The organism is Planotetraspora sp. A-T 1434 (assembly GCF_025420585.1).
Classification (GTDB): domain Bacteria; phylum Actinomycetota; class Actinomycetes; order Streptosporangiales; family Streptosporangiaceae; genus JAOEGB01.
Window position 1 is genome coordinate 89,631 of record NZ_JAOEGB010000005.1, and the last position, 26,515, is coordinate 116,145.

Genomic DNA, 26,515 nt, shown 5'->3' on the forward strand with positions numbered 1-26,515 from the left:
CCTGCCGTGGCACCGCTTCCCGCGCCGATCGGACATGCAGGGCACATCTAACCGGCGCGGAAGCTACACGCCGTGATCGGTTCCGGTCACGGCACTACCCGATTGTGAGCTTGTCGATGTTGGGTCCGCCGTCGGCGGTGCTGGATGTCAGCTTGATCGTGTTGGACCCGGCGTTGAGCGTGGCGGTGATGGTCTTGGTGGCCCAGGTGTCCCAGTCGGCGGTCGGCGGGAAGGACAGGTCGTTGGCGACGAGGACGCCGTTGACGGTGATGTCCATCGGCCGGTTGACGGTCGTGCCGTTGGAGTAGCGGATCGTGAGCGAGGTCGCGCGGGCCGTGGTTGAGCTGACGGCCTGCTGCAGGTAGCTGCCGGCGATGTTGGTGAAGTTCACGAACCCGGTGCCGGTGTAGCCGAGGTGGTTGGACTCGACCACGCCCTGGGAGATCGTGGCGTTCTCCGCCTGGTAGTCGACCGCGGCGGGGGCGGGGTCGACCTCGATGTAGTCGGTGTTGGGGCCGCCGTTGGCCGTGACGCCCGTCGCCCGGATGAGGTTGGTCCCGGCGTTGAGCGTGGCGGTGATGGTCTTGGTGGCCCAGGTGTCCCAGTTCGCGGTTGGCGGGAAGGACAGGTCGTTGGCGACGAGGTTGCCGTTGACGGTGACGTCCTCCGGCCGGTCGACCGTGGTGCCGTTGGCGTACCGGAGCTTGATGTTGTACTGGCCGGCTGTCGGCGCGTTGACGGCCCACTGGACGTAGCTGCCGGCCACGTTGGTGTAGTCGACGAAGCCGGTCCCGGAGTAGCCGAGGTGGTCCGACGCGACGGTGCCCTGGGAGATCGTCGCGGTCTCCGCCTCATACCGGTTGGAAGGGGTCGGCGTGGGTGAGGGCGACGGCGAGGGGCTCGGGGTCGCGTTGTTGGTCCACTGGTAGCCCCGCATGTTCGTGATGAGCATGTAGGTGTCCTGCAGCGACCCGGAGGTGTCGCCGAGCGACCGGTAGATGCCCCACTTGGGCCGCACGCGGTCGTCCAGGAACGTGTCGATCCCCGTCTTTGTCTGGTCGAGGATCGTCGTGCCGGCCTTCTTGATCACGAACCGCAGCGACCCGGCCGTGCCGTCACCGATCTTGGTCTCGACCTCCACGTCGATCCAGGAGTTCTGCAACGGCACCAGCGGCGTCGACCCGATGATGAGGTTGTTCTCGTTGAAGTCCTGCATCTCGATGATCTGCTGGTTGCTGCTGTCGCGGTCCAGCGAGATCGTCATGATCGGCAGCGAGCCGGTGCCCGGCATCTTGAACTGCATGATGTGGGTGAAGGTTGTCGTGCCCTTCAGCGTGCTCGGGATGAACATGGAGTAGGTGAAGCGCCAGCTCTGGCCGGGCAGCATCTGCAGGTACGGCCCGCCGGCCGGGGTCCGCATGCCGGCGACTTCCTGGCGCTGCCGGTCGGTCATCGTGTCCCGGTCGACCATGTGCATGTTCCAGCGGAAGTTGTTGCCTTCCGTGTAGATGTGCGGCTGGCCGGCCGGGTGCGAGTCCGCCCGGTCGTCCTCGACGAGCTCGAAGGCCGCCAGCCCGTCGGTGCTCGCGTTGGGAGCCCATTTCAGCTCCCAGCCGGGAACCGCCTGGGCGGGGGTCTGCGTCAGCGACACGAACGCGAGGGGAGCGAGGAGCACCCCGCCGAGGATGGCTAAGAACTTCTTTCTCATGGCCCGGTCAACTCCAGGTGATCGACGTTGGGGCAACCGTTGGCCGTGGTGGCGATGACGCGCACGGTGGTGCTCCCGGCGTTTAGTGAGACGGTGAGTGTTGCGTTGGCCCAGGTGTCCCAGTTGCCGGTTGGGCCATGTCTGACCCATTGGCGTTCTGTTGTGCTATCTGGTCCAGCGGGGGCGACAGGCTGCCGCCGTGCCCGCGAGGTGATCCCGGAGGCGGAGCCCGGCATCGGGCGCCGCCTCCGGACAGATGTCAGCTGACGAAAGGCCGGGGAGGTGCGGAACCTCCCCGGCCCGCTGGGTCAGCCCAGACCGTTCTTCATCGCGGTGATGAGCTCGCCGTTGGAGGTGTCGCCGGTGAGTTCCCAGAAGAACGCGCCGCCGAGGCCCTGGTTCTTCGAGTAGCTCATCTTCCCGGCGATCGTGCTCGGGGTGTCGTAGCTCCACCAGTTGCTGCCGCACTTGGCGTACGCCGTGCCGGCGACGGTGCCGGTTGACGGGCAGCTGTTCTTGAGGACCTTGTAGTCCTCGATGCCCTGCTCGTAGGTGCCCGGCGCCGGGCCCGTCGCCGTGCCGCCCGGCGCGCTCTGCGTCACGCCGGTCCAGCCGCGGCCGTAGAAGCCGATGCCGAGCAGCAGCTTGCTCGATGGCACGCCCTTGCTCTTCAGCTTCTGGATGGCCGCGTCGGAGTAGAAGTTCGCGATCGGGATGCCGGTGTAGGAGTTGAGAGGCGAGTGCGGCGCGGTCGGACCCTGGGCGGCCCAGGCTCCGAAGTAGTCATATGTCATGACGTTGTACCAGTTCACGTACTGCGCCGCGCCGCCGTAGTCGGCAGCGTCGATCTTGCCGCCGGACGTGCCGTCCGCCGTGATGGCGGCGGTGATGAGGTAGCTCGACCCGAAGCGGGACCGAAGCGCGGACATGAGGTTCTTGAAGGCGGCCGCCCCACTGGTGTCACAGCTGAGGCCACAGGCGTTCGGGTACTCCCAGTCGATGTCGATGCCGTCGAACACGTCGGCCCAGCGCGGGTCCTCGACCAGGCTGTAGCACGAGTTGGCGAAGGCGGTCGGGTTGGCCGCGGCCTGCCCGAAGCCGCCGGACCAGGTCCAGCCGCCGAACGACCAGATGATCTTCAGGCCGGGGTGCTTCGCCTTCAGCTTGCGGAGCTGGTTGAAGTTGCCGCGCAGCGCGCCCGCGTCCCAGGTGTCGGAGACGCCGTCCACGCTGGAGGCCGCGTCGTAGAACTTGTCGTAGTCCGCGTAGGCGTCGCCGATCGCGCACTGGCCGTTGGTCACGTTGCCGAAGGCGTAGTTGATGTACCCGAGCTTGCTGGCGGAGCCGCTGGTCTCGATGTTCTTGACGTGGTAGTTGCGCTGGTAGACGCCCCACTCGACGAAGTAGCCGAGCAGCTTGTTGCCGCCACCGCCGCCTCCGCCGCTTTGGGTGGTGCCGGTGACGGAGTTGCTGGCGGCCGACACGTTCCCGGCGGCGTCCTTGGCCTTGACGGTGTAGGTGTAGCTGGTGCTCGCCGCGAGACCGGTGTCGGTGTAGGTGGTGCCGCTCACGGTGTTCAGCAGGGTGGAGCCGCGGTAGACGTCGTAGGCGGTGACGCCGACGTTGTCGGTCGAGGCGCCCCACGACAGCGAGACGCTGGAGGTGGTCGTGCCGGTCACCTGGAGGTTGGAGGGCGCGCTGGGTGGCGTCGTGTCCCCGCCTCCTCCGGTGCCCTGTGTGGTGCCGGTGACGGAGTTGCTGGCGGCCGACACGTTCCCGGCGGCGTCCTTGGCCTTGACGGTGTAGGTGTAGCTGGTGCTCGCCGCGAGACCGGTGTCGGTGTAGGACGTGCCAGTGACGCTCGTCACGAGCGTGGAGCCGCGGTAGACGTCGTAGCCGGTGACGCCGACGTTGTCGGTCGAGGCGCCCCACGACAGCGAGACGCTGGAGGTGGTCGTGCCGGTCACCTGGAGGTTGGAGGGCGCGCTCGGCGGGGTCGTGTCACCGCCGCCCCCACCGCCGCCGGTGACCGAGATCGCCGACACCGTGGCGTAGTTCGCCCCGCCGTTCATGTTGAACTGCACGTTGAGCTGGCCGTCGCTGACCGTCGTGGTGAACGACCTGTCGCAGGCGGTCAGCGCGCCGCAGGAGGCGAAGATGTCGAAGCCGGTGAGCACGGTGGCGCCCTCGGCCTTAACGTCGAACTTGCGCTGGCCCGCGGCGTTCGCCCAGTCCTCGACCATCTTCAGCGTCACCGTGTAGGTGCCGTTGGCCACGTCGAACTTGTAGCCGGTCCAGCCGCTGAAGAGGTTGTAGTTCTGGTAGAGCGCGTCATCGGTGGTCCCGGCGATGGCACTCGCTGTCGAGCTCGCCCCGTACAACGTGTCGTAGCCCCAGTTGCCGCTGGCGTACGCCTTGTCGGCGGACCACGAGTTCCCCGAGCCGTCGGTGAAGGCCGGGCCGTTCGAGTTGGCGCGAATCGGGACGGCCACCGCCCCGTACGCGCTGGGCACCGAGACGGCGAGAGGAACCAGCAGTGCCCCCACTGCCGCTAAGAGTGTCGGAAGAATCCTGCGTTTCATCAATGCTCCACGTCCAATGGGCGGATGGCGAGGGGTGGGGTGCGGTGGACGCGTGCGAGGCGGCGGAGGGGCCGGTCGCTGGGTGGGTCGCAGTGTTTGGTTGTGCGGTGTCGCGCGGTGTCGCGCGGTGTCGCGCGGTGGCTTCGCGATGGTTCGCGGTGGGCTCGCGGTCTGTTTCGCGGGTGCGGGGGCTTGTCAGGACGGGGGCGGCGATCGCGGCATGGGCGCGCTTCCTGCCAGTGGGTTCCCGAGGAATTGTTAGTAAGCTTTCTTTTTTAAATTGAGGTGAACTTACCCGCAGGCCGATGCACCGTCAATATGCGTGAACGGCTGACGGCCGCAGGCCGAGGCTCCCAGGAGGCCCGTCAGCGCAGAACCTTCTCGTAGACCTCGACGCTCGTGATCACGAGGAGTGAGAACGCCAGCAGGGCGTACGTCATGATCGGGGAGTGACCGCGGCCACCAGTGGTCGCGAAGGGGGTCGCGGCCGCCGCCGCGCGGGCCCGGGCGATCGCCGCCTGGTGGGAGAGGTAGCCGGTGGGGAAGGTGGTCACGCTGCCGCAGCCGCAGGCGGGACAGGTCATGCCGGACCACGGGGGCTGGACCTGCGTGCCCTCCCGGGTCCAGACGACCACGTCGTTGCCGTGTCCGTCGGACATGCGCCGGACGAGGTACTCCTCCTCCCAGACGAGCAGACACCGCAGGCACTCGAACGGCCACGTCTCGTAGGCGCTGAACCCCTCCCGCACCTTGATCACCCCCACATTCCACAAAGCCCTTTTCGAGTGTGGTCGTGTGGTCGGAACGCCCGCAAGGGGAGGGCATGCCACGATTAGTAATGATTGCGTCGCTCCCCGCGCCGTGACTCAGGGGCGCCTCAGCACACTTCAGCAAGCGCAGTACGGCTCAGGCCAGCTCCAGCACCCCGTCGATCGCCTGCAGCGCGAGGGTCTTGTAGCCCACCGAGTCGAACAGCACGGTGACCCGGTCGCTCTCCCGGCTCATCACGACCCCCTGGCCCCACTCGGCGTGCCGTACGGTCGCGTGGAGCGGGAACGGCCCATCACCGGCGTCGGGGGCGCTCGCCTCGCCCGACCGGCAGGTGTCGCAGGCCCCGCAGGCCCGCTCGTACGGCTCGCCGAAGTATTCGAGCAGGAAGCGGCGGCGGCAGCCGGTCGTCTCCGCGTAGCCACGCATCATGTCGAGGCGCGACTCCTCCAGGCGGTGCCGCATTTTGTCGAGCTCCACGGCGCGCGCGGCGGCCTCCCGGGGCGGCGGACCGTCGTCGGCGTATCTCAGCCCGCCTCCGTGGGCGGCCTCCACGGCCCCGGCCCGCTCCAGCAGGTTGATCTGGGAGGTCAGCTTGGCCGCCCCGATGCCGAGCAGCTCCCGCAGCTCCCCGGCCGCGACCTCGTCGCCGTTCCGGCCCCCCTCTCCGCCGCCGCTCTCGCCCCCGCGCCCGTTTCCGTGCTCGCGGACGATTGTGGCGATCCGCTCCAGGAGCTCCCCGCCGGCCCGGCCGCCGGTGAAGAACTTGCGCAGCCCGAGGTCCTCGGACCTGTAGAACAGCACGGCCGAGGCGGGGTCGCCGTCACGGCCGGCCCGGCCGATCTCCTGGTAATAGGCGTCGACCGACTCCGGGGGCGAGGCGTGCAGCACGAACCGGACGTCGGGCTTGTCGATCCCCATGCCGAACGCCGACGTCGCCACCACGACGTCGAGCTCGTCTCCCTGGAAGCGCTCGTGGACCTCCCGGCGCTCGCTCGCCTTCATCCCCGCGTGGTACGGCTCGGCCCTGCGGCCCCGCTCCCGGAGCAGCTCGGCGTACTCCTCGGCCTGGCGGCGGGTGGCCACGTAGACGAGGCCGACGCCGCCGAGCCCCGCGGCGTGATCGGCGAGGGCCCTGCGCTTGTCCTCGTCCCTGACGAACCGGCGGACCTCCAGATCGAGGTTGGGCCGGTCGAAGCCGCGGACGATCTGCTGGGCCCCCGTGATGCCGAGAGATCGAATGATCTCCTCGCGTACGGTCGGGGCCGCGGTCGCCGTCATCGCGATCACCGGCGGGCGGCCGAGCCGTTCGATCACCTTGCCCAGCCGCAGATATTCCGGCCGGAAGTCGTGACCCCAGGCGGACACGCAGTGTGCCTCGTCCACCGCGACGAGCGAGGGCCGCGTCTCGGCCAGCCGGTCGACCACCTCCGGCTTGGCGAGCTGCTCGGGGGAGAGGAACACGTACTCGGCGTGGCCGGCGGTGACCTGGTCGAGGCCCGCGTCCACCGATCCGGCCGAGTTCACCGCCACCGCGCCGCCCGCGCCTGCCCTGAGCAGGCCCATGACCTGGTCGCGCTGCAGGGCGATGAGCGGGGAGACGACGACCGTGGGCCCGTCGAGGATGAGGGCCGGCACCTGGTAGACCGCGGACTTGCCGCCTCCGGTCGGCATGACGAGGAGCACGTCACGCCCGGCCAGCAGGTGCTCCATCGCCTCCTGCTGGCCGGGACGGAGCTGCTCCCAGCCGAACGTGTCGCGGGCGGTGGCGCGGAGCCGTCTGCCCCGCCTGCCGAAGCGCCGTCCCCAGCTTCCGCCCGCCCAGGCGCCGGTCCAGCGCCCGTTCCAGTTGCCCGCCGAGTCGCCCCAGCCAGCCGACCGGCCACCTGACCGGCCGGCCCTTCGCCTCTCGCCCATGGTCACCGCTTTCCTCGCCGATCCGTCCTGCCCTACCCCGAGGAAGACGGGCGAACCGGCTCCAGAGACAGGGCAGCGGCACCGGCAGCGGGGAGGGTCAGCCGGAGTCGGAGCCGCGCAGGGCCAGCGTCCTGTTGGTGAAGCCCGTGCCGGAGAAGGCGTTGCGGTAGCCGGCCCCCCAGATCATGGTGGTTCCGTTCGGTCCGGCGACCGCGGCCGCGCCGTTCAGCAGCCCGCCGTACTGCGTGGTCGTGCCGGGCTCGATCTGCCAGGAGGAGCCGTTCCAGCGCTCCACCAGGGGCTCCGGGTTGTTCGTCCCGGCGGAGGTGTAGCCGACGGCCCAGACCTTGCCCGGGCCGGTGCCGGTCACACTGTAGAGGAAGTTGTTCCCGGTCCCGCCCAGCGCCGGTAACGGCACCTCCGCCCAGGCCGTGCCGTTCCAGTGGAAGCTGATCGGGGTGTGGTAGTCCCTGCCGCCGACGGCCCACACGTCGGTCGGTGAGAGCGCCTTGACCCCGCGCAGGAAGCCGCCACCGGCGGGCTCGGGCACGGTCACCGGCGTCCAGGCCGAGCCGTCCCAGTGCAGGGCGAGCGGATGGTACGGCTGGCCCGGGCCGCGGTCGCGCCAGCTGCCGACTGCCCAGACGTCGGTCGAGGAGGTGCCGGACACCGTATAGACCTGTGTGAGGTAGTCGCCGACCGCCGGCATCTCGACCTGCGTCCAGGTGGAGCCGTTCCAGTGCGCCGCGTAGCCGGCCCCGGCCGCCGTGGGGGTCAGCGACTCGTAGTACCAGCCCACCGCCCAGGCGTCGCCGGAGGAGAGGGCGTCGACGCCGGTGACCGTGGGGGTGCTGGCGGGCCTGGGCAGATCGACGATGCGCCAGCTCGTGCCGTTCCAGCGCCAGGCCGCGGCCTTCTTCGGGCCGTCGCCGCCGCCGTTGGGGCCGTGGGCGGTCTCGATCGAGCCGACGGCCCACGCGTCGCTCGCCGATGTGGCGTCCACCGCGTACAGCTCGTTGTAGAGCTGGGAGCCGTTGGGGCTGGTGACCCGCGACCAGGACGTGCCGTTCCAGCGGGCGATCAGCGACCGCTGGGCGCCCAGGCTGAAGTCGTAGGCCGAACCCACCGCCCACGCGGCGTCGGGAGCCGTCGCGGCCACGCCGTACAGCTGGCTGAGGTCGCCACCGGGAGTCGGGACGGCCGACCAGGTGGTGGACGCGGTGGTGGACGCGGTGGTGGACGCGGTGGTTGATGCGGAGGCGGGTGTGGCGGCGAGGAGCGTGAGGGAGGCGGCCAGGGCGCCGATGACGGCGAGGGGGTGTCTGGTGGAGCCCACGGGGGTTTCCTTCCGTCGGAGTGTCCTCCCCCCACGACGTATCCCCGCGACCGCTGGCCGGGGGATGACCGAATGTGGACAAAACGCAGGCTGTAGCGTCGGATCATGCGACTTGGAGTCCTGGACGTCGGTTCCAACACGGTGCACCTCCTGGTGATGGACGCGCACCAGGGCGCGCGCCCCCTTCCCGCGTACTCGCACAAGGAGGAGATGCGCCTGGCCGAGCACCTCGTGAACGGCGACCGGCTGTCCGACGAGGGCGCCGCCCGGCTGCGGACCTTCGTGGCGGAGGCCGTGCGGATCGCGGAGGACAAGGGCGTGGAGGACCTGGTCGCGTTCGCCACCTCGGCGGTCCGCGACGCGGTCAACGGGGAGGAGATCCTCGCCCAGATCAAGGCCGACACGCGGGTGGACATCCAGGTTCTGTCCGGCGACGACGAGGGACGTCTCACGTTCCTCGCCGTCCGCCGGTGGTTCGGCTGGTCGTCCGGGCGGCTCCTGGTCGTCGACATCGGCGGCGGGTCGCTGGAGATCGCCTCCGGGATCGACGAGGAGCCCGACGTCGCCGTGTCGCTGCCGCTGGGGGCCGGGCGGCTGACCCGCGACTGGTTCACCGCCGACCCGCCGGACCCGGACGAGGTGCGCGCCCTGCGGCGGCACGCGCGGACCGAGATCGCCCGCACGGTCGGCGTCGTCGGCAGGTACGGCAGGCCGGACCACGCCGTGGCGACCTCGAAGACGTTCCGGCAGCTCGCCAGGATCGCGGGCGCGGCCCCCTCCAGCGAGGGCTCCTACGTCAAGCGGACGCTCGCGCACGAGGACCTGACCGAGTGGACGGGCCGGCTCTCCGCGATGCCCGCGGCCGAGCGGGCCGAGCTGCCGGGCGTGTCGGCGGGCCGGGCCGCGCAGCTCCTCGCGGGAGCGGTCGTGGCCGACGCCGCCATGGACCTGTTCGAGCTGCCGGTCCTGGAGATCTGCCCGTGGGCGCTGCGCGAGGGGATGATCCTGCGCCGCCTCGACATCCTGCCCGTCGGTCGCCCCGCGATAGCCGATCAGTAAGGCATGAGCCACCGGTAACGGGGCAAGTCAGGAGCTTCCGGGCCTATCTCTATCCTGGTCCGTCCGGGGGGTCGTCTCTTAAAGGGGGAAGAGCGGAATGGTGGAGCTGCTGGGAGCGATCGTCTCCCTGGCGGCCGTGGCGGCGCTCACGGTGATGGCGCTGCTGATGATCTCCGTCGTCGTGCTGGCCGTGCTCGGGGTGATGGCCGCCACCACCGGGCGGGAGCCGAAGGAGCGGGTCGTCCGGTTCGGTGCGGCTCCGGGGAGCCGCACCTGACCGCGGACGCCGGCCGTCCCGTCCTCCCGGCGCGATCAGGCGAGCTTGTATGCCTTCAGGTTGCGCAGCAGCAGGTAGCAGTCCTGGAGGGAGCCGGACTTGTCGCCCAGTGAGCGATAGATGCCCCACTTCGGGCGGACCCGGTCACTCAGCCACGTGTCGAGCCCGCCGCGCTTGACGTCGAGGACCGTGGTGGAGCCGTCGCGGATCACCCAGTGGACCGAACCGTTCGGGGCGTCGCCGATCTTCAGCTCGAAGTCGACGTCGATCCACTTGTTCTGCAGGGGGGCCAGGTCGGTGGACCCGACCACGACACCGGAGTTCTCGACGTTCAGCTCGATCTTGGGCGTGCTGCCGTACCTGCGCAGCGAGGTGGTCAGAATGGGCGAGCTGTCGTTTCCCGGCATCTTCATCTGCATGATGTGCGTGAAGGTCGTGGTGGCCTTCAGCGAGCGCGGGATGTACATGGAGTAGGTCAGCCGCCAGGTCTCACCCTTCTTCCACTCCAGGTACGGCCCGCCCGCCGGGCTGCGCATCCCCTTGACCTCCTGGCGCTGGCGGTCGGTGGAGCTGTCCCGATCCTTCATGTGCATGTCGAACCGGTAGGCGCCGTTCTGCACGTAGATGTGCTTGACGCCGGGGTGCGAGCCCGCCCGGTCGTCCTCGACGCCCTCGAAGGCGGCGAGACCGTCCTTGGCCGCCGACGGCGACCACTTGAGCTGCCAGGCCGCAGCCTGCGCGGTTGGGCCGGTGAGCAGGCCACCAAGCAGGCCACCGAGCAGGCCACCGAGCAGGGCCACGCCGCAGACGGCGGGCAGGAGGGCGCGAGAACGGATCACTGAGATTCACCTCGGGGGGTCAAGGCTCGGGGGGCGAGGCTCGCAGGTTAAGGCTCGCAGGTTAAGGCGAAGGGGGTGCTTTTGTTAGGAAGGTTTCTTATCATACTGAGGCTACGGGCCGCCGTAATTCGGAAAAAAGTACGGCTTCCACCCTGATGGGCGGAAGCCGTACCGGAGCGCGAAAGCGGGTGGATGAGTGCTCTCGCGCTCAGCTAATCGGACGCCGGGATCACGCCCGGCCTGTCTTGATCATTTGCTCGCTCATGATCAGGAAGGCCCCGAGGCCGTGGAAGTCGTTGGTGGCCCGGGGGCGGCCGTAGTAGAAGCTCAGCGCGTCATCCGCGTTGGTGCCGATGCAGATGTCGCTGACGTTGGTCAGGCCATCGGAGCCGATCGACGTCTTGGCCAGCACGCCGTGGTAGCCCTTGTCGGCGTAGGTCTGGTAGCTCGCGTCGACGTAGCCCTTCTCGACGGCCCGGGAGATCGTGGTGGTGTACATCGCCGAGCAGGACGTCTCGAGCCAGTTGCTCGGGTCGGTGCCCTTGTCGACGACCTGCCACCAGCGGCCCGTGGCCGGGTCCTGGTAACGGGCGAACGCGTCGACCAGCTTGCGCAGGATGTCGGTGAGCGCGGCCCGCTGCGGGTGGGTGGCCGGCAGCAGCTCCAGGATGTCGGTGATGGCCAGGCCGTACCAGCCCTCGGCGCGGCACCAGGTGACGCCGTTGGTGTTGCCGAGCTCGGGGTGCACCCAGCTCGCGGTGGCGCCGCCCGGCTCGTCATAGGCGTGCCACAGCAGGCCCGCCTGCGCTCCCGTCGTCCGCTGGAGGTGCTTGCCGTAGACGACGAGTTGCTGGGCCGCGTTGTCGTTGCCCCACGTGGCGTCGTTGAACTGCTGGCCGTAGCGGATCACGAACGGGTCCACCATGAAGACGCCGTCGCCCCAGAGCTGGCCCTCGCGCGAGGAGCCGCTGCCGTGCCACCAGCCGCCGTCGGAGGTGCGGGGGTAGGTGTTGAGCCGGGTGCGGATCTTCTGCGCGGCGATGCGCCACTTGCTCTCGCCGGTCTCCTTGGCCAGGATCAGCAGGACGTTGCCGGGCTCCATGCTGTCCAGGCTGCCGAAGCTGTTGCTGATGTTGCCGCTGCTGTCGACGAAGCGGTTGCCCCAGTCCTTGATGTACTGCAGGTACCGCGCGTCGTGCGTGCGCAGGTAGACCTGGTACTGGCCCTGGAGGTAGAGCGCGACCGGGTAGCTCCAGCCGCCGATCGTGCTGGGGGTGAAGCGGGCCATCGTGGAGTCGACGACGGCCTTCGACCAGTCGAAGGGCGGCGGCGTCGTCACGTCGCCCAGGGTGAGCGAGTCGACGTTCGGGCCGCCGTTGGAGGTGGTGCCGGTGGCCCTGATGACGTTCGTCCCGGCGTTGAGGGTGGCCGTGATGGCCTTCGTGGTCCAGGTGTCCCAGTTACCGGTGCTGCCGAAGGAGAGCCCGCTGGAGACCACGGTGCCGTTGACGGCGATGTCCATCGGGCGGGCGGTGGTGGTGCCGTTCGAGTACCGGAGCGTCAGGGTCTGCTGCCCCGCCGCGGCGGCGTTCACCGTCCACTCGATGTAGCCACCGGTGGTGTTGACGTAGTCGACGAACCCGGTGCCGGTGTAGCCGAGGTGGTTGCTGAACACACCGGCCTGCGACAGCGTGGCGTTCTCGGCCTCGTAGACGGTGGAAGCCGCCGTGGCGGGGAGGGCGGGAAGGCCCGCCGCGGCGACCGCGGTTACCGCGATGGCTACGGCGAGCCTTCGCAAACCTCGGATGTGGGGGATCACCTTTCGATCTCCTTGTCTCTGGGGACAGAGGGGGGACGACAAGTCCTCCTATGTATGAGCTGCGCTCGGGACAGAGGCTTGCCGTACGGCCGTAACGCGCACGAGTCAGAAACCGCACTGACCGTGTCCATCGGTTGTCAGGTCACGCTAAGAGATCCAACCTTTCGCGTCTACCTTTCCGTAATAGAGATACACCGTGGAGGCGAGTACGGTCCATGTATCGGAACAAGAATCTGTATACCGGAACACGGTCCCGAAAGAAAGCGTTTCCCGTCGACTGAACCCGGACAATTCGCGCAGACGACGCACCGCGCCAGGACATCCGATGTATCGGTCCGACATATCGGCGTTACAGGAATGCAAACTTGCACCGGTCCATCTGTAACTTCGCGTTGACAAGCGGCCGTTGAATGTGGGATCACGGTCCAAAGGTCCAACCTTTCGTCTCAGGAGTCTGCCGACACGGGCAGGCCGCCGAGGAGGTTCGATGAGATCTGGAAGGCCCAGAGCGCGCGCCGTGGTTCTCGTGGCGGCGCTGATGGGAGGACTGTTGACCGTGGGCGCCATGGCCGGACCGGCCGGCGCCGCCACCCGCTACGAGGCCGAGAACGCCACGATCTCCCAGGGAGCCGTGGCGACGAATCACCTGAACTATTCGGGCACGGGCTTCGTCGACGGCACCAACATCGCCGGAAGCTACCTGGAGTGGAGCTTCGACGCTCCGGCGGCCGGGACCGCGACCCTGGTGCTGCGATACGCCAACGGCACCACCACCACACGGACATCGGATGTGTCGGTCAACGGCGCCGTGGTGTCGGCCGGCCGGGCGTTCCCCGGCACCGGCAACTGGGACACCTGGGCCAACTCGACCCTGACCGCCCCCGTGACGGCGGGCGCCAACAAGATCCGGGTGACCGCGACCGGCGCCGACGGCAACGCGAACCTCGACTACCTCGACGTCACCGTGGCCGCGCCGTCGAACGACTACCAGGCCGAGGACGCCACCCTGTCCCAGGCCGGAGTGTTCAGCAACCACCTCGGCTACACCGGCACCGGCTTCGTGGACTACACGAACGTCACCGGGTCGTACGTGCAGTTCACCGTGAACGCCGCCAGTGCCGGACCGGCCTCGCTGACCTTCCGGTACGCCAACGGCACCACGGTCGCCCGTCCGATGACGATCGCCGTAAACGGCGTGGACGTCGCCGCCGACCTCGTCTTCCCCGGCACCGGCAACTGGGACACCTGGGCGGACCTGGCCGTCAACGCGACCCTGAACGCGGGGAGCAACACGGTCCGCGCTACCGCCACCACCGCGAACGGCGGGCCGAACCTCGACCGCCTCAGCGTGGGGACGCCCTCGGACACCGAGCGGCCGACCACCCCCGGCCAGCCGTCCTGCAGTGGCGTCGGCGAGAACGGCCTGACCCTCAACTGGGGCGCCTCGACCGACAACGTCGGCGTCGTCGCCTACGACATCTACAACTACGGCAACAAGATCAGCGAAGCCGGGAACGTCACGTCCAAGCAGCTGACCGGGCTCACCCCGAACACGACCTACAGCCTGACCGTGTTCGCGCGGGACGCCGCCGGCAACGTGTCGCCGCCCAGCCCGATCGTCGAGTGCACGACGTCGCAGAGCTCCGACACCCAGAAGCCGAGCACGCCGGGCACCCTGACCTCCTCGAACCTGACCTCCAACAGCGTCCAGCTCTCGTGGGGCGCCTCCACCGACAACGTCGGCGTCGTCGCCTACGAGGTCCGCAGCGGCACGACCGTCTACGCGACCGTGACCGGCAACCCGCCGGCCACCTCGGCGACCGTCAGCGGCCTGGCCTGCAACAGCCCGTACAGCCTGACCGTGGTCGCGAAGGACGCGGCCGGCAACGTGTCGGACCCCAGCAACACGGTCACGTTCACCACCCCGTCCTGCAACGACCCCGACGGCGGCGTGCCGTCGAGCATCACCCAGATCTCCAGCGGCTGGACGATCCCGTGGGGCATGGCCTGGCTCCCCGACGGCCAGACCGCGCTCGTCACCGAGCGGGACGACAAGGTCGCGTCCGGCCAGTTCCGGGTCTACAAGGTCACCCTGGCCGGCACGAAGACGCTGGTCGGAACCGTCCCGAACGCCTCCACCACCGGCACCACCAGCGGTGAGGGCGGCCTGATGGGCGCGGCGGTGGACCCGAACTGGACCACCAACCACTTCGTCTACTTCTTCCACACGTCGCCGACGGACAACCGGATCGTCCGGATGACCTACAACGGCACGTCGCTCAGCAGCACCTCGACGCCCATCGTCACCGGCATCAGGCGGAGCCTGTTCCACAACGGCGGACGCCTCGCGTTCGGCCCGGACGGCTACCTCTACGCCACCACCGGTGACTCACAGCAGGGCAACCTCGCGCAGGACCGCAACTCCCTCAACGGGAAGATCCTGCGGATGACCACGACTGGTCAGCCGGCGCCGGGCAACCCGTTCGGCACCCTCGTCTACAGCTACGGCCACCGCAACCCGCAGGGCATCGCCTGGGACTCCCAGGGACGCCTGTGGGAGGCGGAGTTCGGCAACAGCGCCGTCGACGAGCTCAACCTGATCAAGCCGGGTCTCAACTACGGCTGGCCGACCTGCGAGGGGACTTGCAGCGTCTCGGGGATGACCAACCCGAAGAAGACGTGGTCGACCGGCACGGCCTCGCCCAGCGCGATAGCGATCGTCCGGAACGTCGTCTACATGGCGGCGTTGAAGGGCGAGCGTCTGTGGCGAATCCCCATCGGTAGCGGTGAAAGCGTGGGCACCGCGACCGCGTATTACGTCGGCGCCTATGGCCGTCTCCGGACGGTGATCAAGGTGCCCGGCGCGAACCAACTGTGGCTCAGCACCACCAACTGCGACAACAACGGTGACGCTTCGCCAGGATCGGACCGGATCTTCCGCGTCACGATCACGTAAATGAACGGCGAGTGGCCGCGCCCCAAGTCCCAAGGGGCGCGGCCACTCGCTCCCCAGCGCTGGAGGAACCCCCCACGTGGACAGACGAGATTTCATCAAGACCACAGGCATCATGGCGGGCGGCGTCCTGCTGACGGGGCTCGCGCCCCGGTCGGCGTACGCCGCGTCGCCATGGGACCAGGTGCCGGCGATCCTGGCGAGGATCGTGCCGCCCACGTTCCCGGACCGCACGTTCGACATCACCGCGTACGGCGCCAAGCCGGACAACACGACCGACTGCACCGCCGCCTTCAAGAACGCGATCGCCGCGTGCAACGCCGCGGGCGGCGGCACCGTTCTGGTGCCGGGCACGGGGTCGTTCCGCACCGGCAAGATCCACCTGCTGTCCAACGTCAACCTGCACGTCAACGCGGGAGGGACGATCCGGTTCCGCAGCGACGCCGGGTCCTACCTGCCGAACGTGTTCACCCGGTGGCAGGGCATCGAGTGCTACAACTACTCGCCCTTCATCTACGCGTACGGCCAGACCAACGTCGCGATCACGGGCCCCGGGACCATCGACGGCAACGCCGCGGCCGGCCCCTGGTTCGGCTTCGACGACCAGCGCGGCCCCGACTGGGACGCCCTGCAGCAGATGGCGGTCGACGGCGTCCCGGTCAACCAGCGGCAGTTCGGCGACGGCCACTACCTCAAGCCGAACATGATCCAGCTCTACAACTGCACGAACATCCTGATCGAGGACGTCAACATCAAGAACCCCGCGATGTGGACGATCCACCCCGTGCTGTCCCGCAACGTGACCGTGCGGAACGTCAAGGTCTACAGCCGCGGCGCGATGGTCGACGGATGCGACCCCGAGAGCTGCGCCGACGTTCTCATCGAGGGCTGCTCGTTCGACACCGGCGACGACGGCACGGTGATCAAGTCGGGACGTGACATCGACGGCCGCCGGGTGGGAGTCCCCAGCGAGAACATCGTCATCCGCAACAACAAGTACTACGGGCGCTGGGGCGCGATCACGGTCGGCAGCGAGATGTCGGGCGGCGTGCGCAACGTCTTCGCGCAGGACAACCAGATCTTCCCCGGTTCGAGCTACCACTCCTTCTACGCGGTCTACATCAAGACCAACAACCGGCGCGGGGGAGTGGTCGACGGGATCCACGTCCGTAACCTGACCGGCGGCCCGTGCGACCGCGGCGGCTTCTTCATCGACATGAACTACAGCCTCACCGGCCCCGGATACGGCCCGATCGTCAACCCGGTCGTGCAGAACATCACCGTGGACGGGCTCAACATCGACACGTCGCCGTTCGCGATCAAGCTGTCCGGGTCGTCGGCGAGCCACATCAAGAACGTGACGATCAGCAACAGCACGTTTACGAACATCACCACTGCCGCTCCCCAGATCAGCAACGCCGACAACGTGGTCCTGAACAACGTGAGGATCAACGGCACGCTGTACGGCAACGCCCCCACGGCCGTCCGCTACGAGGCCGAGAACGCCACGATCTCCACGGGAAGCGTGGTGGCCAACAACCACCTGAACTACTCGGGGACGGGCTTCGTCGACACCGCGAACGCGGTGGGGAGCTACGTGGAGTGGACCGTCAACGCGGCCACAGCGGGCACGGCGAGCCTGCTGCTGCGCTACGCGAACGGCACCACCACCAACCGCCCGATGGACATCTCCGTCAACGGGACCGTCGTCGCGGCGGGCAAGGCCTTCAACGGCACCGGCAACTGGGACACGTGGGCCAACGCGACGATCAGCGCCCCGCTCAACGCCGGGAGCAACACCGTCCGTGTCACCGCCACCACGGCCAACGGCTGCCCCAACCTCGACTACCTGGAGGTGACCGGCCCATGAGAACGACAAGGGCTCTGGCGATCCTCGGCGCGGCGCTCCTCGTCCCTCTGGCGTTCGTCCCGCTCGCGCAGACCCCGGCGCAGGCCGCCCCGGGGTGGGAGCTGAAGTGGGCGCCCGAGGCGAGCCGTGACGGCCTGAAGGCGTTCGAGACGATCGAGGACGACCGGGCGGACTCGCACCCGGCAGGCCAGCCGCACATCTTCACCGAGGGCAACAACTTCCGCTGGAACATGCACATGGTGGACCGCGACTCGATGACCGACCGGCAGCGCCAGGAGGTCACCGGTATGCGGACCCCGGCCGGCGGGCCGTACCTGGAGATGCTGAGCGGCCAGAGCTGGCGGTTCACCTACTCGATGTTCATCCCGAGCACGCTGAAGGGCACGACGACCTTCACCCACATCATGCAGTTCAAGATGCCGGGCACCGGCTCGCTGCCGATCATGACGATCTCGCTCTCCCGCGATGGCAGCAAACAGCAGATCATCGAGATGAAGGACTTCAACGACAACATCGTCATCGGCTCGACACCGCTGACGCCGCTGCAGAACTCCTGGATCGACGTCGAGGTCGAAACGAAGATCGGCAACGGCACGGCCGGGTCGCTGCGGTTCGTGATCAAGAAGGCCGGGGCGACGATCCTCGACAAGACCAAGACGGGGATCGACACCTTCCTCGACGACCGCGTCCGCCCGAAGTGGGGCATCTACCGGTCGCTCGGCGACAGTTCCGGTTCGCTGCAGGACACCTACATGTTGATCACTAACATGCGGGGCTACCAGTGGACCAACAACGCGACTCCCAGCCCATCGCCTTCGCCGAGCCCATCGCCTTCGCCGTCCCCCTCGCCGTCGCCGAGCCCGTCGCCTTCGCCCTCTCCCTCCCCGTCCAACCGGTATGAGGCGGAGACCGCGACGATCTCCCAGGGCACCGTGGCGTCGGACCACCTCGGCTACTCCGGGACCGGCTTCGTCGACTACACCAACGTGAGCGGCAGCTACGTTCAGTGGGCCGTGAACGCGCCGACCGCGGGCCAGTACAACATCAACCTGCGCTACGCCAACGGCACGACGGTCGACCGGCCGGAGGACATCACCGTCAACGGCGGCCTTGTGGCCGACAACCTGTCCTTCCCACCGACCGCCAACTGGGACACCTGGCAGACCAAGACGATCACGGCCACCCTGAACGCGGGCACCAACCTGATCCGCGCGACGGGCGTGACGGCCAACGGCGGCCCCAACACCGACTACATCGAGATCGCCCCCGCCCCCGCCGCGGTCGACTACCAGGCGGAGAACGCCACGATCTCGCAGGGCGTCGTCGAGTCCAACCACCTCGGCTTCACCGGCACCGGGTTCGTGAACTTCACGAACGTGGCCGGGAGCTACCTGCAGCAGGCCGTCAGCTCCACCGCGGCCCGCACCGGCTCGCTCACGATCCGCTACTCCAACGGCACGACCGTGAACCGGCCGATGGACATCACGGTCAACGGCGTCCTCGTCGCGGACAACCGTGCCTTCAACAGCACGACGAACTGGGACACCTGGGCGACCGCCACGATCCCGATCACGCTGAACGCGGGGTCCAACACGATCAGGCTGACGTCCAGCACCGCCGACGGCGGGCCCAACATCGACAAGATCACGATTGGCTAGGGGCTTCCCGACATGCATGCTTCCCGACGTGAGTTCCTGAGGGCCGCCGGGCTGGTGGCGGGCGGCGCGCTGCTGCCCGCCCCCGTGCTGGCCGGTGCCGCCTCGGCCGCCTCCGCCTCCGCCTCCGCTTCCGCCACCGCTCTGGCGGCGTCTCCCTGGGACCAGGTGCCCGCGATCCTGGCCAGGATCGTCCCGCCCACCTTCCCGGACCGCACGTTCGACATCACGTCCTACGGCGCGGTGGGCAACAACAGCACCGACTGCACCACGGCATTCAAGAACGCGATCGCCGCGTGCAACGCCGCCGGTGGCGGCACCGTGCTCGTCCCCTCGGGCACCTTCCGCACCGGCAAGATTCACTTTCTGGACAATGTCCGGCTCCAGGTGAACGGCACGATCAGGTTCCGCACGGACCACGGGTCGTACCAGCCGAACGTCTTCACCCGCTACGAGGGGATCGAGTGCTACAACTTCTCGCCCTTCATCTACGCCAACGGGAAGACGAACATCGCGATCAGCGGGACCGGGACGATCGACGGCAACGCACCGGCCGGTGACTGGTCGACCTTCGGCAGTAGCGGCACCGACCGCACCCTGCTCACCCAGTACGGCGCGAACGACACGCCGGTCATCCAGCGCCAGTTCGGCGACGGGCACAAGCTGCGGCCGAACATGATCGGGCTCTACAACTGCACGAACATCCTGGTCGAGGGCGTCACGCTGACCAACCCGGCGATGTGGAGCCTGCACCCGGTCTACAGCACCAACGTGACCGTGCGGGGCGTCACCTTCCGCACCACCAACTCGCAGGGCGACGGGTGCGACCCGGACTCCTGCACCGACGTCTATATCCACGACTGCCGCTTCGACACGAACGACGACTGCATCCCGGTGAAGTCGGGCCGCGACCGCGACGGGCGCCGGGTGAACAAGCCCAGCGAGAACATCGTCATCGAGAACTGCAAGTTCAGCGGCCGCTGGGGCGGCGTCACCATCGGCAGCGAGGCGTCGGGCGGCGTGCGGAACGTCTTCGCGCAGGACTGCCAGGTCAACGCCGCCGACTTCCCCGGCCGCTACCCCTGCAAGTACGCCCTGTACGTGAAGACGAGCTTCAACCGGGGCGGCTTCATCGAGAACGTCCATCTCCGCCGGATCAACGGGCGCAACCTGGAGCGGTCCGCGCTCTACATCACGCTCAACTACGAGACCAGCGGCTCGCTGCCGCCCGTGGTGCAGGACTTCACGGCCGACCAGATCGTGATCGACGGCGCCGCGCAGGCGTTCAACCTCGACGGCCGCTCGGCCGACCACATCAAGAACGTGACGATCACCAACAGCACGTTCACCAACATCACGACCGCGGCGCCGACGGTGAACTACGTCGACAACCTCGTGCTCACCGGCGTCACCGTCAACGGCAAGGACATCTCGAACACCCAGCCCCCGCCGGCGAACCGGTACGAGGCCGAGAACGCGACCATCTCGCAGGGCGTCTTCGAGAACACGCACACCGGCTTCAGCGGCACCGGCTATGTCAACACCGACAACGTGGCCGGGGCGTACGTCGAGTTCACGGTGCCCGCCGACACCGCGGGCAGCAGGACGCTGCGGATCCGGTACTCGAACGGGACCACGACGAACCGGCCGATGGCCATCGCGGTCAACGGCACGACGGTCGCCACCAGGAACTACAACGCCACGGCGAACTGGGACACCTGGGCGACCGACACGCTGACCGTGACGCTCAACGCAGGCTCCAACACGATCCGGCTCACCGCGACGACCGTGGGCGGCTGCCCCAACATCGACTGGATCGAGGTCGCATGACATGAAGCACATGACGAGAAGGACGGCGCTCGCTCTCGGGGGCGCCGCCGTGCTGCCCTGGTGGCTCGCCGAGCCCGCGCGGGCCTCGGCGCTGTGGACCGGCGACCCGGCCCTCGGCACCAACGTCTTCGACGGGATCGAGCTCGAACCGGGGAAGATCACGGTCGTCAACGACCCCAAGGGCCTGTACGGCTCCTGCTTCAAGTACGAGACGTGGGGCAACCCCGACGGGTCGAAGGCCCGCTGTGAGAGCCGCGGCCTGCGCAACCCCGACGGGTCGGTGCTGCGCCTGAACGACGCCTACCTCGGCGCCGTGCAGTACCTGGGCTGGCGGGCCCTGTGGAACCCGATGCCGACCAAGTCGGGCAGCTGGATCGCGCTCTACCAGTGCCACATCTCCGGCGAGTCCAGCTCGCAGCCGCAGTCGGGCCCGTTCGTGCTGCGCACGCTCGGCGACGGCATGCTGCACTTCCAGCTGACCACGCCGGGCGGCTCGACCCCGCACATCTGGAACGGGCCGCTGCGTCTCAACACCTGGCAGAGCTTCGTCATCGGCTACCGCGTCTCGCGCGGGACCGACGGCTGGGTCGAGTTCTACGTCGACGGCGTCCAGCAGACGTTCACCAACGGCCAGACCCGCTACCCCTGCGCAACCCTGTGGGGCGACCACATCAACCACAAGTGGGGCGTCTACCGCTCCGGCTCGAACGGCGACGCCGTCGCCGACGCGTACCTGAACAGCGCGCGTCTGGCCACGACGTACGCCGAAGCGGTCCCAGGGGGCGGGACCACGCCGCCACCGCCGCCGCCCGTCACGCGCTACGAGGCGGAGAACGCGACGATCTCGCAGGGCCTGCTGGAGACGACCCACACCGGCTTCAGCGGCACCGGTTACGTCAACACCGACAACGTCTCCGGGGCGTACGTGCAGTTCGCCGTCTCGGCGGCGAGCGCGGGGAGCAGGACGTTGCGGATCCGGTACTCGAACGGGACCACGACGAACCGGCCGATGGCCATCGCGGTCAACGGCACGACGGTCGCCACCAGGAACTACAACGCCACGGCGAACTGGGACACCTGGGCGATCGACACGCTGACCGTGACGCTCAACGCAGGCTCCAACACGATCCGGCTCACCGCGACGACCGCGGGTGGCTGCCCCAACATCGACTACATCGAGGTCGCATGAGATATCTGAAGGGCCTGGCCGCCGTCCTGGCGGCCGGCATCGCCTTCTCCGGCGTCCAATGGACTCCGGCCTCGGCCGCCGCCGAGTTCAACGTCCGCGACTACGGCGCGACGGGCAACGGGTCGACCAACGACGACGACGCCATCGACAAGGCCATCAACGCGGCCAACGCGGCGGGCGGCGGCATCGTCGTGTTCCCGTCCGGGAACTACCGCTCGCGGACCATCCACCTGAAGAGCAACGTCACGCTCCGGCTCGACTCCGGCTCCACCATCAAGGCCGCCGCCAGCGGCATGGACGCCCCCGAGTCCAACAGCTACAGCCAGTACCAGGACTTCGGGCACAGCCACTTCCACAACTCGCTCTTCTGGGGCGACCACGTCAGCAACGTCGGGTTCACCGGCGTGGGCACGATCGAGGGCGACAAGAACCTCTCGACCAGCAGCTCGCCTCCGTCCGGCGCCGCCAACAAGGCCATCGCGCTGACCGAGTGCGACCACATCACGATCTCCGGCATCACGATCAAGCACGGCGGCCACTTCGCGCTGCTCATGAACGGCTGCCACGACGTGCTGATCGACCACCTGACGACCGTCCGTGACACGTCCGCCACCCGCGACGCGCTCGACATCATCAACAGCTGGAACGTCGAGGTCGCCAACAGCAACATCGCCTCCAACGACGACGCGATCGCGTTCAAGAGTGACTACGCCCTCGGCCACACCTACGTGAGCCACGACAACTACGTCCACGACACGACCGCGTACTCCTACCAGAACAACGCGCTGGAGTTCGGCTCGGAGACCTGTGGCAACTTCCGCGACATCCGGTTCGAGAACATCACGATCACCGGAGGGGGCAAGGCCGGGATCGGGATGGTCTCGATGGACGGCGCGATCATCGAGAACATCAGCTACACCAACGTGACGCTGTCGCGCACCACCACCCCGATCTACTTCAAGATCGGTGACCGTAAGCGCTGCCCAGGCTCGCCCCCGGCCGGCCGGATCAGGAACATCACGCTGACCAACGTCACGGGCTCGAACCTGAACGCCCCCGTGGTTGACGGCACGACCGGCGCGAACGACTACGCCAGCACGGTCACCGGCACCACCTCGGTGGACATCGGCCCCGGCATCACGTTCAACAACGTGAACCTGACCGTCCCCGGCGCGCACCCGGCCTCGGACGCCACCAAGGTTCCCGGGGAGTTCCTGACCAGCTATCCGCCGCGCGACTACGGCACCCGCCCGTCGTACGGGTACTGGATCAGGCACGCCACCGGCGTCAAGGTCAACGGCGGCACCCTGAAGTTCAGCTCCAACGACGACCGGCCCGCGATCATCGCCGACGACGCCTCCACCGTGGTCGTGGACGGCCTGACCGCGCAGCGCGGCAGCGCCAGCCCCTATGACGTCGGAGTCAGCAACGTCACCGGCTACGCCGTCACCAACAGCCAGAACACCTCGGGCGGCGCGCTGCGGGTGAAGGCGACCAACTCGACGCCGCTGCCGAGCGGGCCGCCGCCCACGAGGTACGAGGCGGAGAACGCGACCATCTCGCAGGGCATCTTCGAGACCCTCCACCCCGGCTTCAGCGGCACGGGTTACGTCAACCTCGACAACATCGTGGGTAGCTACCTGGAGTACTCGGTCACCGCCGCGCAGGCCGGCAACGCCACGATCGCCATCCGGTACGCCAACGGCACCACCGTGAACCGGCCGATGGACATCGCGGTCAACGGCACAGTGGTGGCCGCGGGCAGGGCGTTCAACCCCACGACCAACTGGGACACCTGGGACACCTCAACCCTGACCGTCCCGCTCAACGCCGGTTCCAACACGATCCGGCTGACCTCCACGACCGCCAACGGCGGGCCGAACCTGGACTACCTCGACGTGAGCCAATGACCCCGAGCCAATGAGCCGGCGACTCAGGCGAGCGCGAGGTGAACCGGTCCTAGACCGGTGAAGGAGCCGCGTCCGGCAGGTGGTGTCCGCAGCGTTCCCCACCTGCCGGGCGCAAGCGATATCCCTTCAAACCCTCCCCGGAAATCCAGAACTCCCAGAAACCCGAAACTCCCGAACACCCCCCGAAACCCCCTGAGGCCCTAAAGGAGCCCGCACCATGGTTTCCAGTTCCAGGAGACGAATCGCCGCCGCGTTAGTCGCGGTGGCGACCGTCGTCCTTAGCATGACGCTCGTCAGCCCCGCCCGGGCGGACCTGCAGAACCCGCGCCAGGCATTCCTGCGCAACTCGATCGGCGGGCTCTTCCTCCACTGGGGTGAGCGCACCTCGCCGCAGCACACGAGCTGCACCCAGTGGGAGACCGACGTCACCAACGGCGGCTGGGACCCGAACTACTGGGTGAACGAGGCCAAGAAACTGCACACGCAGTACATCGTGCTGGCCACCTTCCACAGCCGCCTCGGCTACGCCCGGCCGTACCCGTCGAAGATCCCGGGCTCCTGCGCCACCAAGCGCGACTTCCTGGGCGAGCTGATCAACGCGGCCGACGCGCAGGGCCTCAAGGTCATCAATTACATGACCGACGACCCGCAGTGGCACAACCAGGGCCTCACCTCGGGCGACTGGCTGAACTCCTCGGCCTTCTCCAGCTACGTGGGCCACAGCGTGGACCTGACCACTCGTGACGGGTTCGGCGAGTTCAGCTACCTGCAGTTCTTCGAGCAGATGCAGCGCTATCCGAAGCTGGCCGGATTCTGGATCGACAACGACAACGCGTACTGGGAGAGCCACAACCTGTACGGCCAGATCCAGCAGCAGCGTCCGGACATGACGCTCAGCAACAACAACGAAGACACGCCGATCATGGACATGATCAGCAACGAGCAGAAGACCGGCATGACGCCGGCCTACGACTACCCGCAGGCGGTCTACACGGCGGCCCCGCGGCTGATCGAGGCCTGCTTCAAGTTGCCGACCACCGGTAACTGGTGGTACGACGGGAACAACTCGACCGTCGACTACAAGGTCACCCTCGGACGGCTGATCACCAACGCCGGGTCGTCGGTCAAGGCGCTCATGGCCGAGACCGCGCAGGTGAACGGCAAGTTCCCGAGCAACCAGGCGACCTTCAACAACTTCACCGACACCTACCTCGACCCGATCTGGGAGTCCCTGAACGGCACCGAGGGCGGCGGCTACATGTACGGCGGCCTCAAGCCCGGCTTCTGGAACAACGGCGCCCACGGCGTGACGACGATCAGCAAGACCAACCCCAACCAGCACTACATCCACGTCGTCACCGCGCCGTCGGGCAGCACGCTGCAGGTCCGCGACAACGGCTACAAGATCTCCAGTGTCACCAACCTGCGGACCGGCGCCGCGGTGAGCTTCACCCAGGCGAACGGCACGCTGACCCTGTCGGGCATCTCCAGCTGGGACCAGTACGACACGGTGTTCAAGGTGATCTCCAGCGGCCGTGAGGGCATCTACTCCGGCGTCACGGTCAGCGCGAGCTCCTCGACCAGCGGGCACGGAGGCTCCGCCGCCGGCGACGGCGACTACCTGACCTACTGGGACAGCAACGCCGCCGAGCCGGCCTCGCTCACCTTCGACCTCGGCTCCGCCAAGAAGGTCCAGTACATCGGGTTCAACCAGCGTGAGGACTCCACGGTCTACCCGTCGACCGACTCGGCGCGGATCGCGGGCTACTCGGTCTACCTGAGCAACGACGGGTCGACCTGGGGCAGCGCCGTCAAGACGGGCACCGTGCCCAACGCCCGCGGCGTCCAGTTCATCGACCTGTCCGGGCAGACCGCCCGGTACGTCAGGCTGACCAAGACCGGCCACCACGGTATCTCGCGGTGGCGGGTCGACGAGGCCTGGGTCGGCGGCGCCTACGCCGCGGCCGGCGGCCCCGTCGAGCCCCCGCCGGGCCGCTACGAGGCGGAGGACGCGACGATCTCCCAGGGCGTCCTGGAGACGACGCACACCGGCTTCAGCGGCACCGGTTACGTCAACGGCGACAACGTGGCCGGGTCGTACCTCGAGTGGAACGTCAACGCGGCGTCGGCGGGCACCGCGACCGTCAAGCTCCGCTACTCCAACGGCACCACGACCAACCGGCCCAGCGCGATCTCGGTGAACGGCACGACCGTGTTCGCGAGCCGCGACTACAACAGCACCACTAACTGGGACACCTGGGCGACCGACACGTTCACCGTGCCGGTCAACGCGGGAGCCAACACGATCCGGGCGACGGCGACGACCGCGAACGGCAACCCGAACATCGACTACATCGATGTGGACGTGACGCCGTCCGGCGGGACCCCGACCGACTACCAGGCCGAGGACGCGACGATCTCCCAGGGGGTCGTGGCGAACAACCACCTCAACTTCACCGGGACGGGCTTCGTCGACTACACCAACATCACGGGTAGCTACGTCGAGTTCACGGTGAACGCGGCGTCGGCCGGCAGCACGCCGCTCGTCATCCGCTACGCCAACGGCACGACAGTCGGCCGGCCGATGGACATCTCGGTGAACGGCACCGTGGTGGCCTCCAACGTGCCCTTCAACCCGACGACCGACTGGGACACCTGGGTCACCTCCACGCAGTCGGTGCCGCTCAACGCCGGCAGCAACACGATCCGGCTGACCGCCACGACCGCCAACGGCGGGCCCAACCTCGACAAGATCACGGTAGGCTAGCCTGCCCGATGCCCCCGCCAGGCCTCTCGCCTGGTG

16 protein-coding genes are annotated in these 26,515 nt (G+C 68.2%); 9 read left to right on the top strand and 7 right to left on the bottom strand.

The features are described from left to right. Window positions 1-94: 94 nt before the first annotated feature. The 5 genes from N5079_RS08435 to N5079_RS08465 form a co-directional block, all read right to left on the bottom strand. Entirely contained in the window at window positions 95-1,708 is a 1,614-nt protein-coding gene (locus N5079_RS08435; RefSeq protein WP_261583031.1) for a CBM35 domain-containing protein, read from the bottom strand. A gap of 308 nt (window positions 1,709-2,016) precedes the next feature. Beyond that, window positions 2,017-4,254, bottom strand: a complete 2,238-nt coding sequence (locus N5079_RS35315; protein WP_315967799.1) for a glycosyl hydrolase family 18 protein — start codon at window positions 4,252-4,254, stop codon at window positions 2,017-2,019. A 401-nt stretch (window positions 4,255-4,655) separates the two neighbouring features. Further along, the gene (locus tag N5079_RS08455; protein ID WP_261583032.1) at window positions 4,656-5,048 is read right to left on the bottom strand and encodes a hypothetical protein; all 393 of its coding nucleotides are present in this window, start codon (window positions 5,046-5,048) and stop codon (window positions 4,656-4,658) included. Between the two features lie 148 nt (window positions 5,049-5,196). Beyond that, complete coding sequence (locus N5079_RS08460; RefSeq protein WP_261583033.1) at window positions 5,197-6,975, bottom strand: RecQ family ATP-dependent DNA helicase; 1,779 nt, start codon at window positions 6,973-6,975, stop codon at window positions 5,197-5,199. Window positions 6,976-7,072: 97 nt separating this feature from the next. Next, window positions 7,073-8,311, bottom strand: coding sequence for a hypothetical protein (locus N5079_RS08465; RefSeq protein ID WP_261583034.1), 1,239 nt, complete (start codon window positions 8,309-8,311; stop codon window positions 7,073-7,075). A 105-nt stretch (window positions 8,312-8,416) separates the two neighbouring features. Here N5079_RS08465 and N5079_RS08470 point away from each other — a divergent pair, with 105 nt between their 5' ends. Next, window positions 8,417-9,370 (top strand): Ppx/GppA phosphatase family protein, encoded by a 954-nt coding sequence (locus N5079_RS08470; protein ID WP_261583035.1) that lies wholly within the window; start codon window positions 8,417-8,419, stop codon window positions 9,368-9,370. Between the two features lie 97 nt (window positions 9,371-9,467). Next, window positions 9,468-9,647 carry a hypothetical protein gene (locus N5079_RS08475; RefSeq protein WP_261583036.1) on the top strand — a complete coding sequence of 60 codons (180 nt, stop codon included), beginning with the start codon at window positions 9,468-9,470 and terminating at the stop codon, window positions 9,645-9,647. A 35-nt stretch (window positions 9,648-9,682) separates the two neighbouring features. Here N5079_RS08475 and N5079_RS08480 read toward each other — a convergent pair whose 3' ends face one another. Both N5079_RS08480 and N5079_RS08485 read right to left on the bottom strand, forming a co-directional pair. Further along, window positions 9,683-10,486, bottom strand: coding sequence for a polysaccharide lyase (locus tag N5079_RS08480; RefSeq protein ID WP_261583037.1), 804 nt, complete (start codon window positions 10,484-10,486; stop codon window positions 9,683-9,685). Between the two features lie 229 nt (window positions 10,487-10,715). After that, on the bottom strand, window positions 10,716-12,305 hold the full coding sequence (locus N5079_RS08485) for a glycoside hydrolase family 88 protein (RefSeq protein WP_261583038.1): 1,590 nt from the start codon (window positions 12,303-12,305) through the stop codon (window positions 10,716-10,718). A gap of 487 nt (window positions 12,306-12,792) precedes the next feature. Between N5079_RS08485 and N5079_RS08490 the strand changes: the two genes are divergently transcribed. From N5079_RS08490 to N5079_RS08520, 7 genes are all read left to right on the top strand, one after another. Next, on the top strand, window positions 12,793-15,261 hold the full coding sequence (locus tag N5079_RS08490) for a PQQ-dependent sugar dehydrogenase (RefSeq protein ID WP_261583039.1): 2,469 nt from the start codon (window positions 12,793-12,795) through the stop codon (window positions 15,259-15,261). Between the two features lie 76 nt (window positions 15,262-15,337). Then, a complete protein-coding gene (locus tag N5079_RS08495) occupies window positions 15,338-17,128 on the top strand; it encodes a glycosyl hydrolase family 28 protein (RefSeq protein ID WP_261583040.1) in 1,791 nt (596 codons plus the stop codon). Next, window positions 17,125-18,786: a CBM35 domain-containing protein gene (locus N5079_RS08500; protein ID WP_261583041.1), complete on the top strand. Its 1,662-nt coding sequence runs from the start codon at window positions 17,125-17,127 to the stop codon at window positions 18,784-18,786. The genes N5079_RS08495 and N5079_RS08500 overlap by 4 nt, the downstream gene beginning before the upstream one ends. A gap of 12 nt (window positions 18,787-18,798) precedes the next feature. Continuing rightward, the gene (locus N5079_RS08505) at window positions 18,799-20,613 is read left to right on the top strand and encodes a glycoside hydrolase family 28 protein (RefSeq protein ID WP_261583042.1); all 1,815 of its coding nucleotides are present in this window, start codon (window positions 18,799-18,801) and stop codon (window positions 20,611-20,613) included. Between the two features lie 10 nt (window positions 20,614-20,623). After that, entirely contained in the window at window positions 20,624-21,802 is a 1,179-nt protein-coding gene (locus N5079_RS08510) for a CBM35 domain-containing protein (protein WP_261583043.1), read from the top strand. Then, window positions 21,799-23,712 carry a glycosyl hydrolase family 28 protein gene (locus N5079_RS08515; protein WP_261583044.1) on the top strand — a complete coding sequence of 638 codons (1,914 nt, stop codon included), beginning with the start codon at window positions 21,799-21,801 and terminating at the stop codon, window positions 23,710-23,712. Before N5079_RS08510 ends, N5079_RS08515 begins: the two co-directional genes overlap by 4 nt. Window positions 23,713-23,995: 283 nt before the next feature. Further along, window positions 23,996-26,479, top strand: a complete 2,484-nt coding sequence (locus N5079_RS08520; protein WP_261583045.1) for a carbohydrate-binding protein — start codon at window positions 23,996-23,998, stop codon at window positions 26,477-26,479. The last annotated feature ends 36 nt before the right edge of the window (window positions 26,480-26,515 follow it).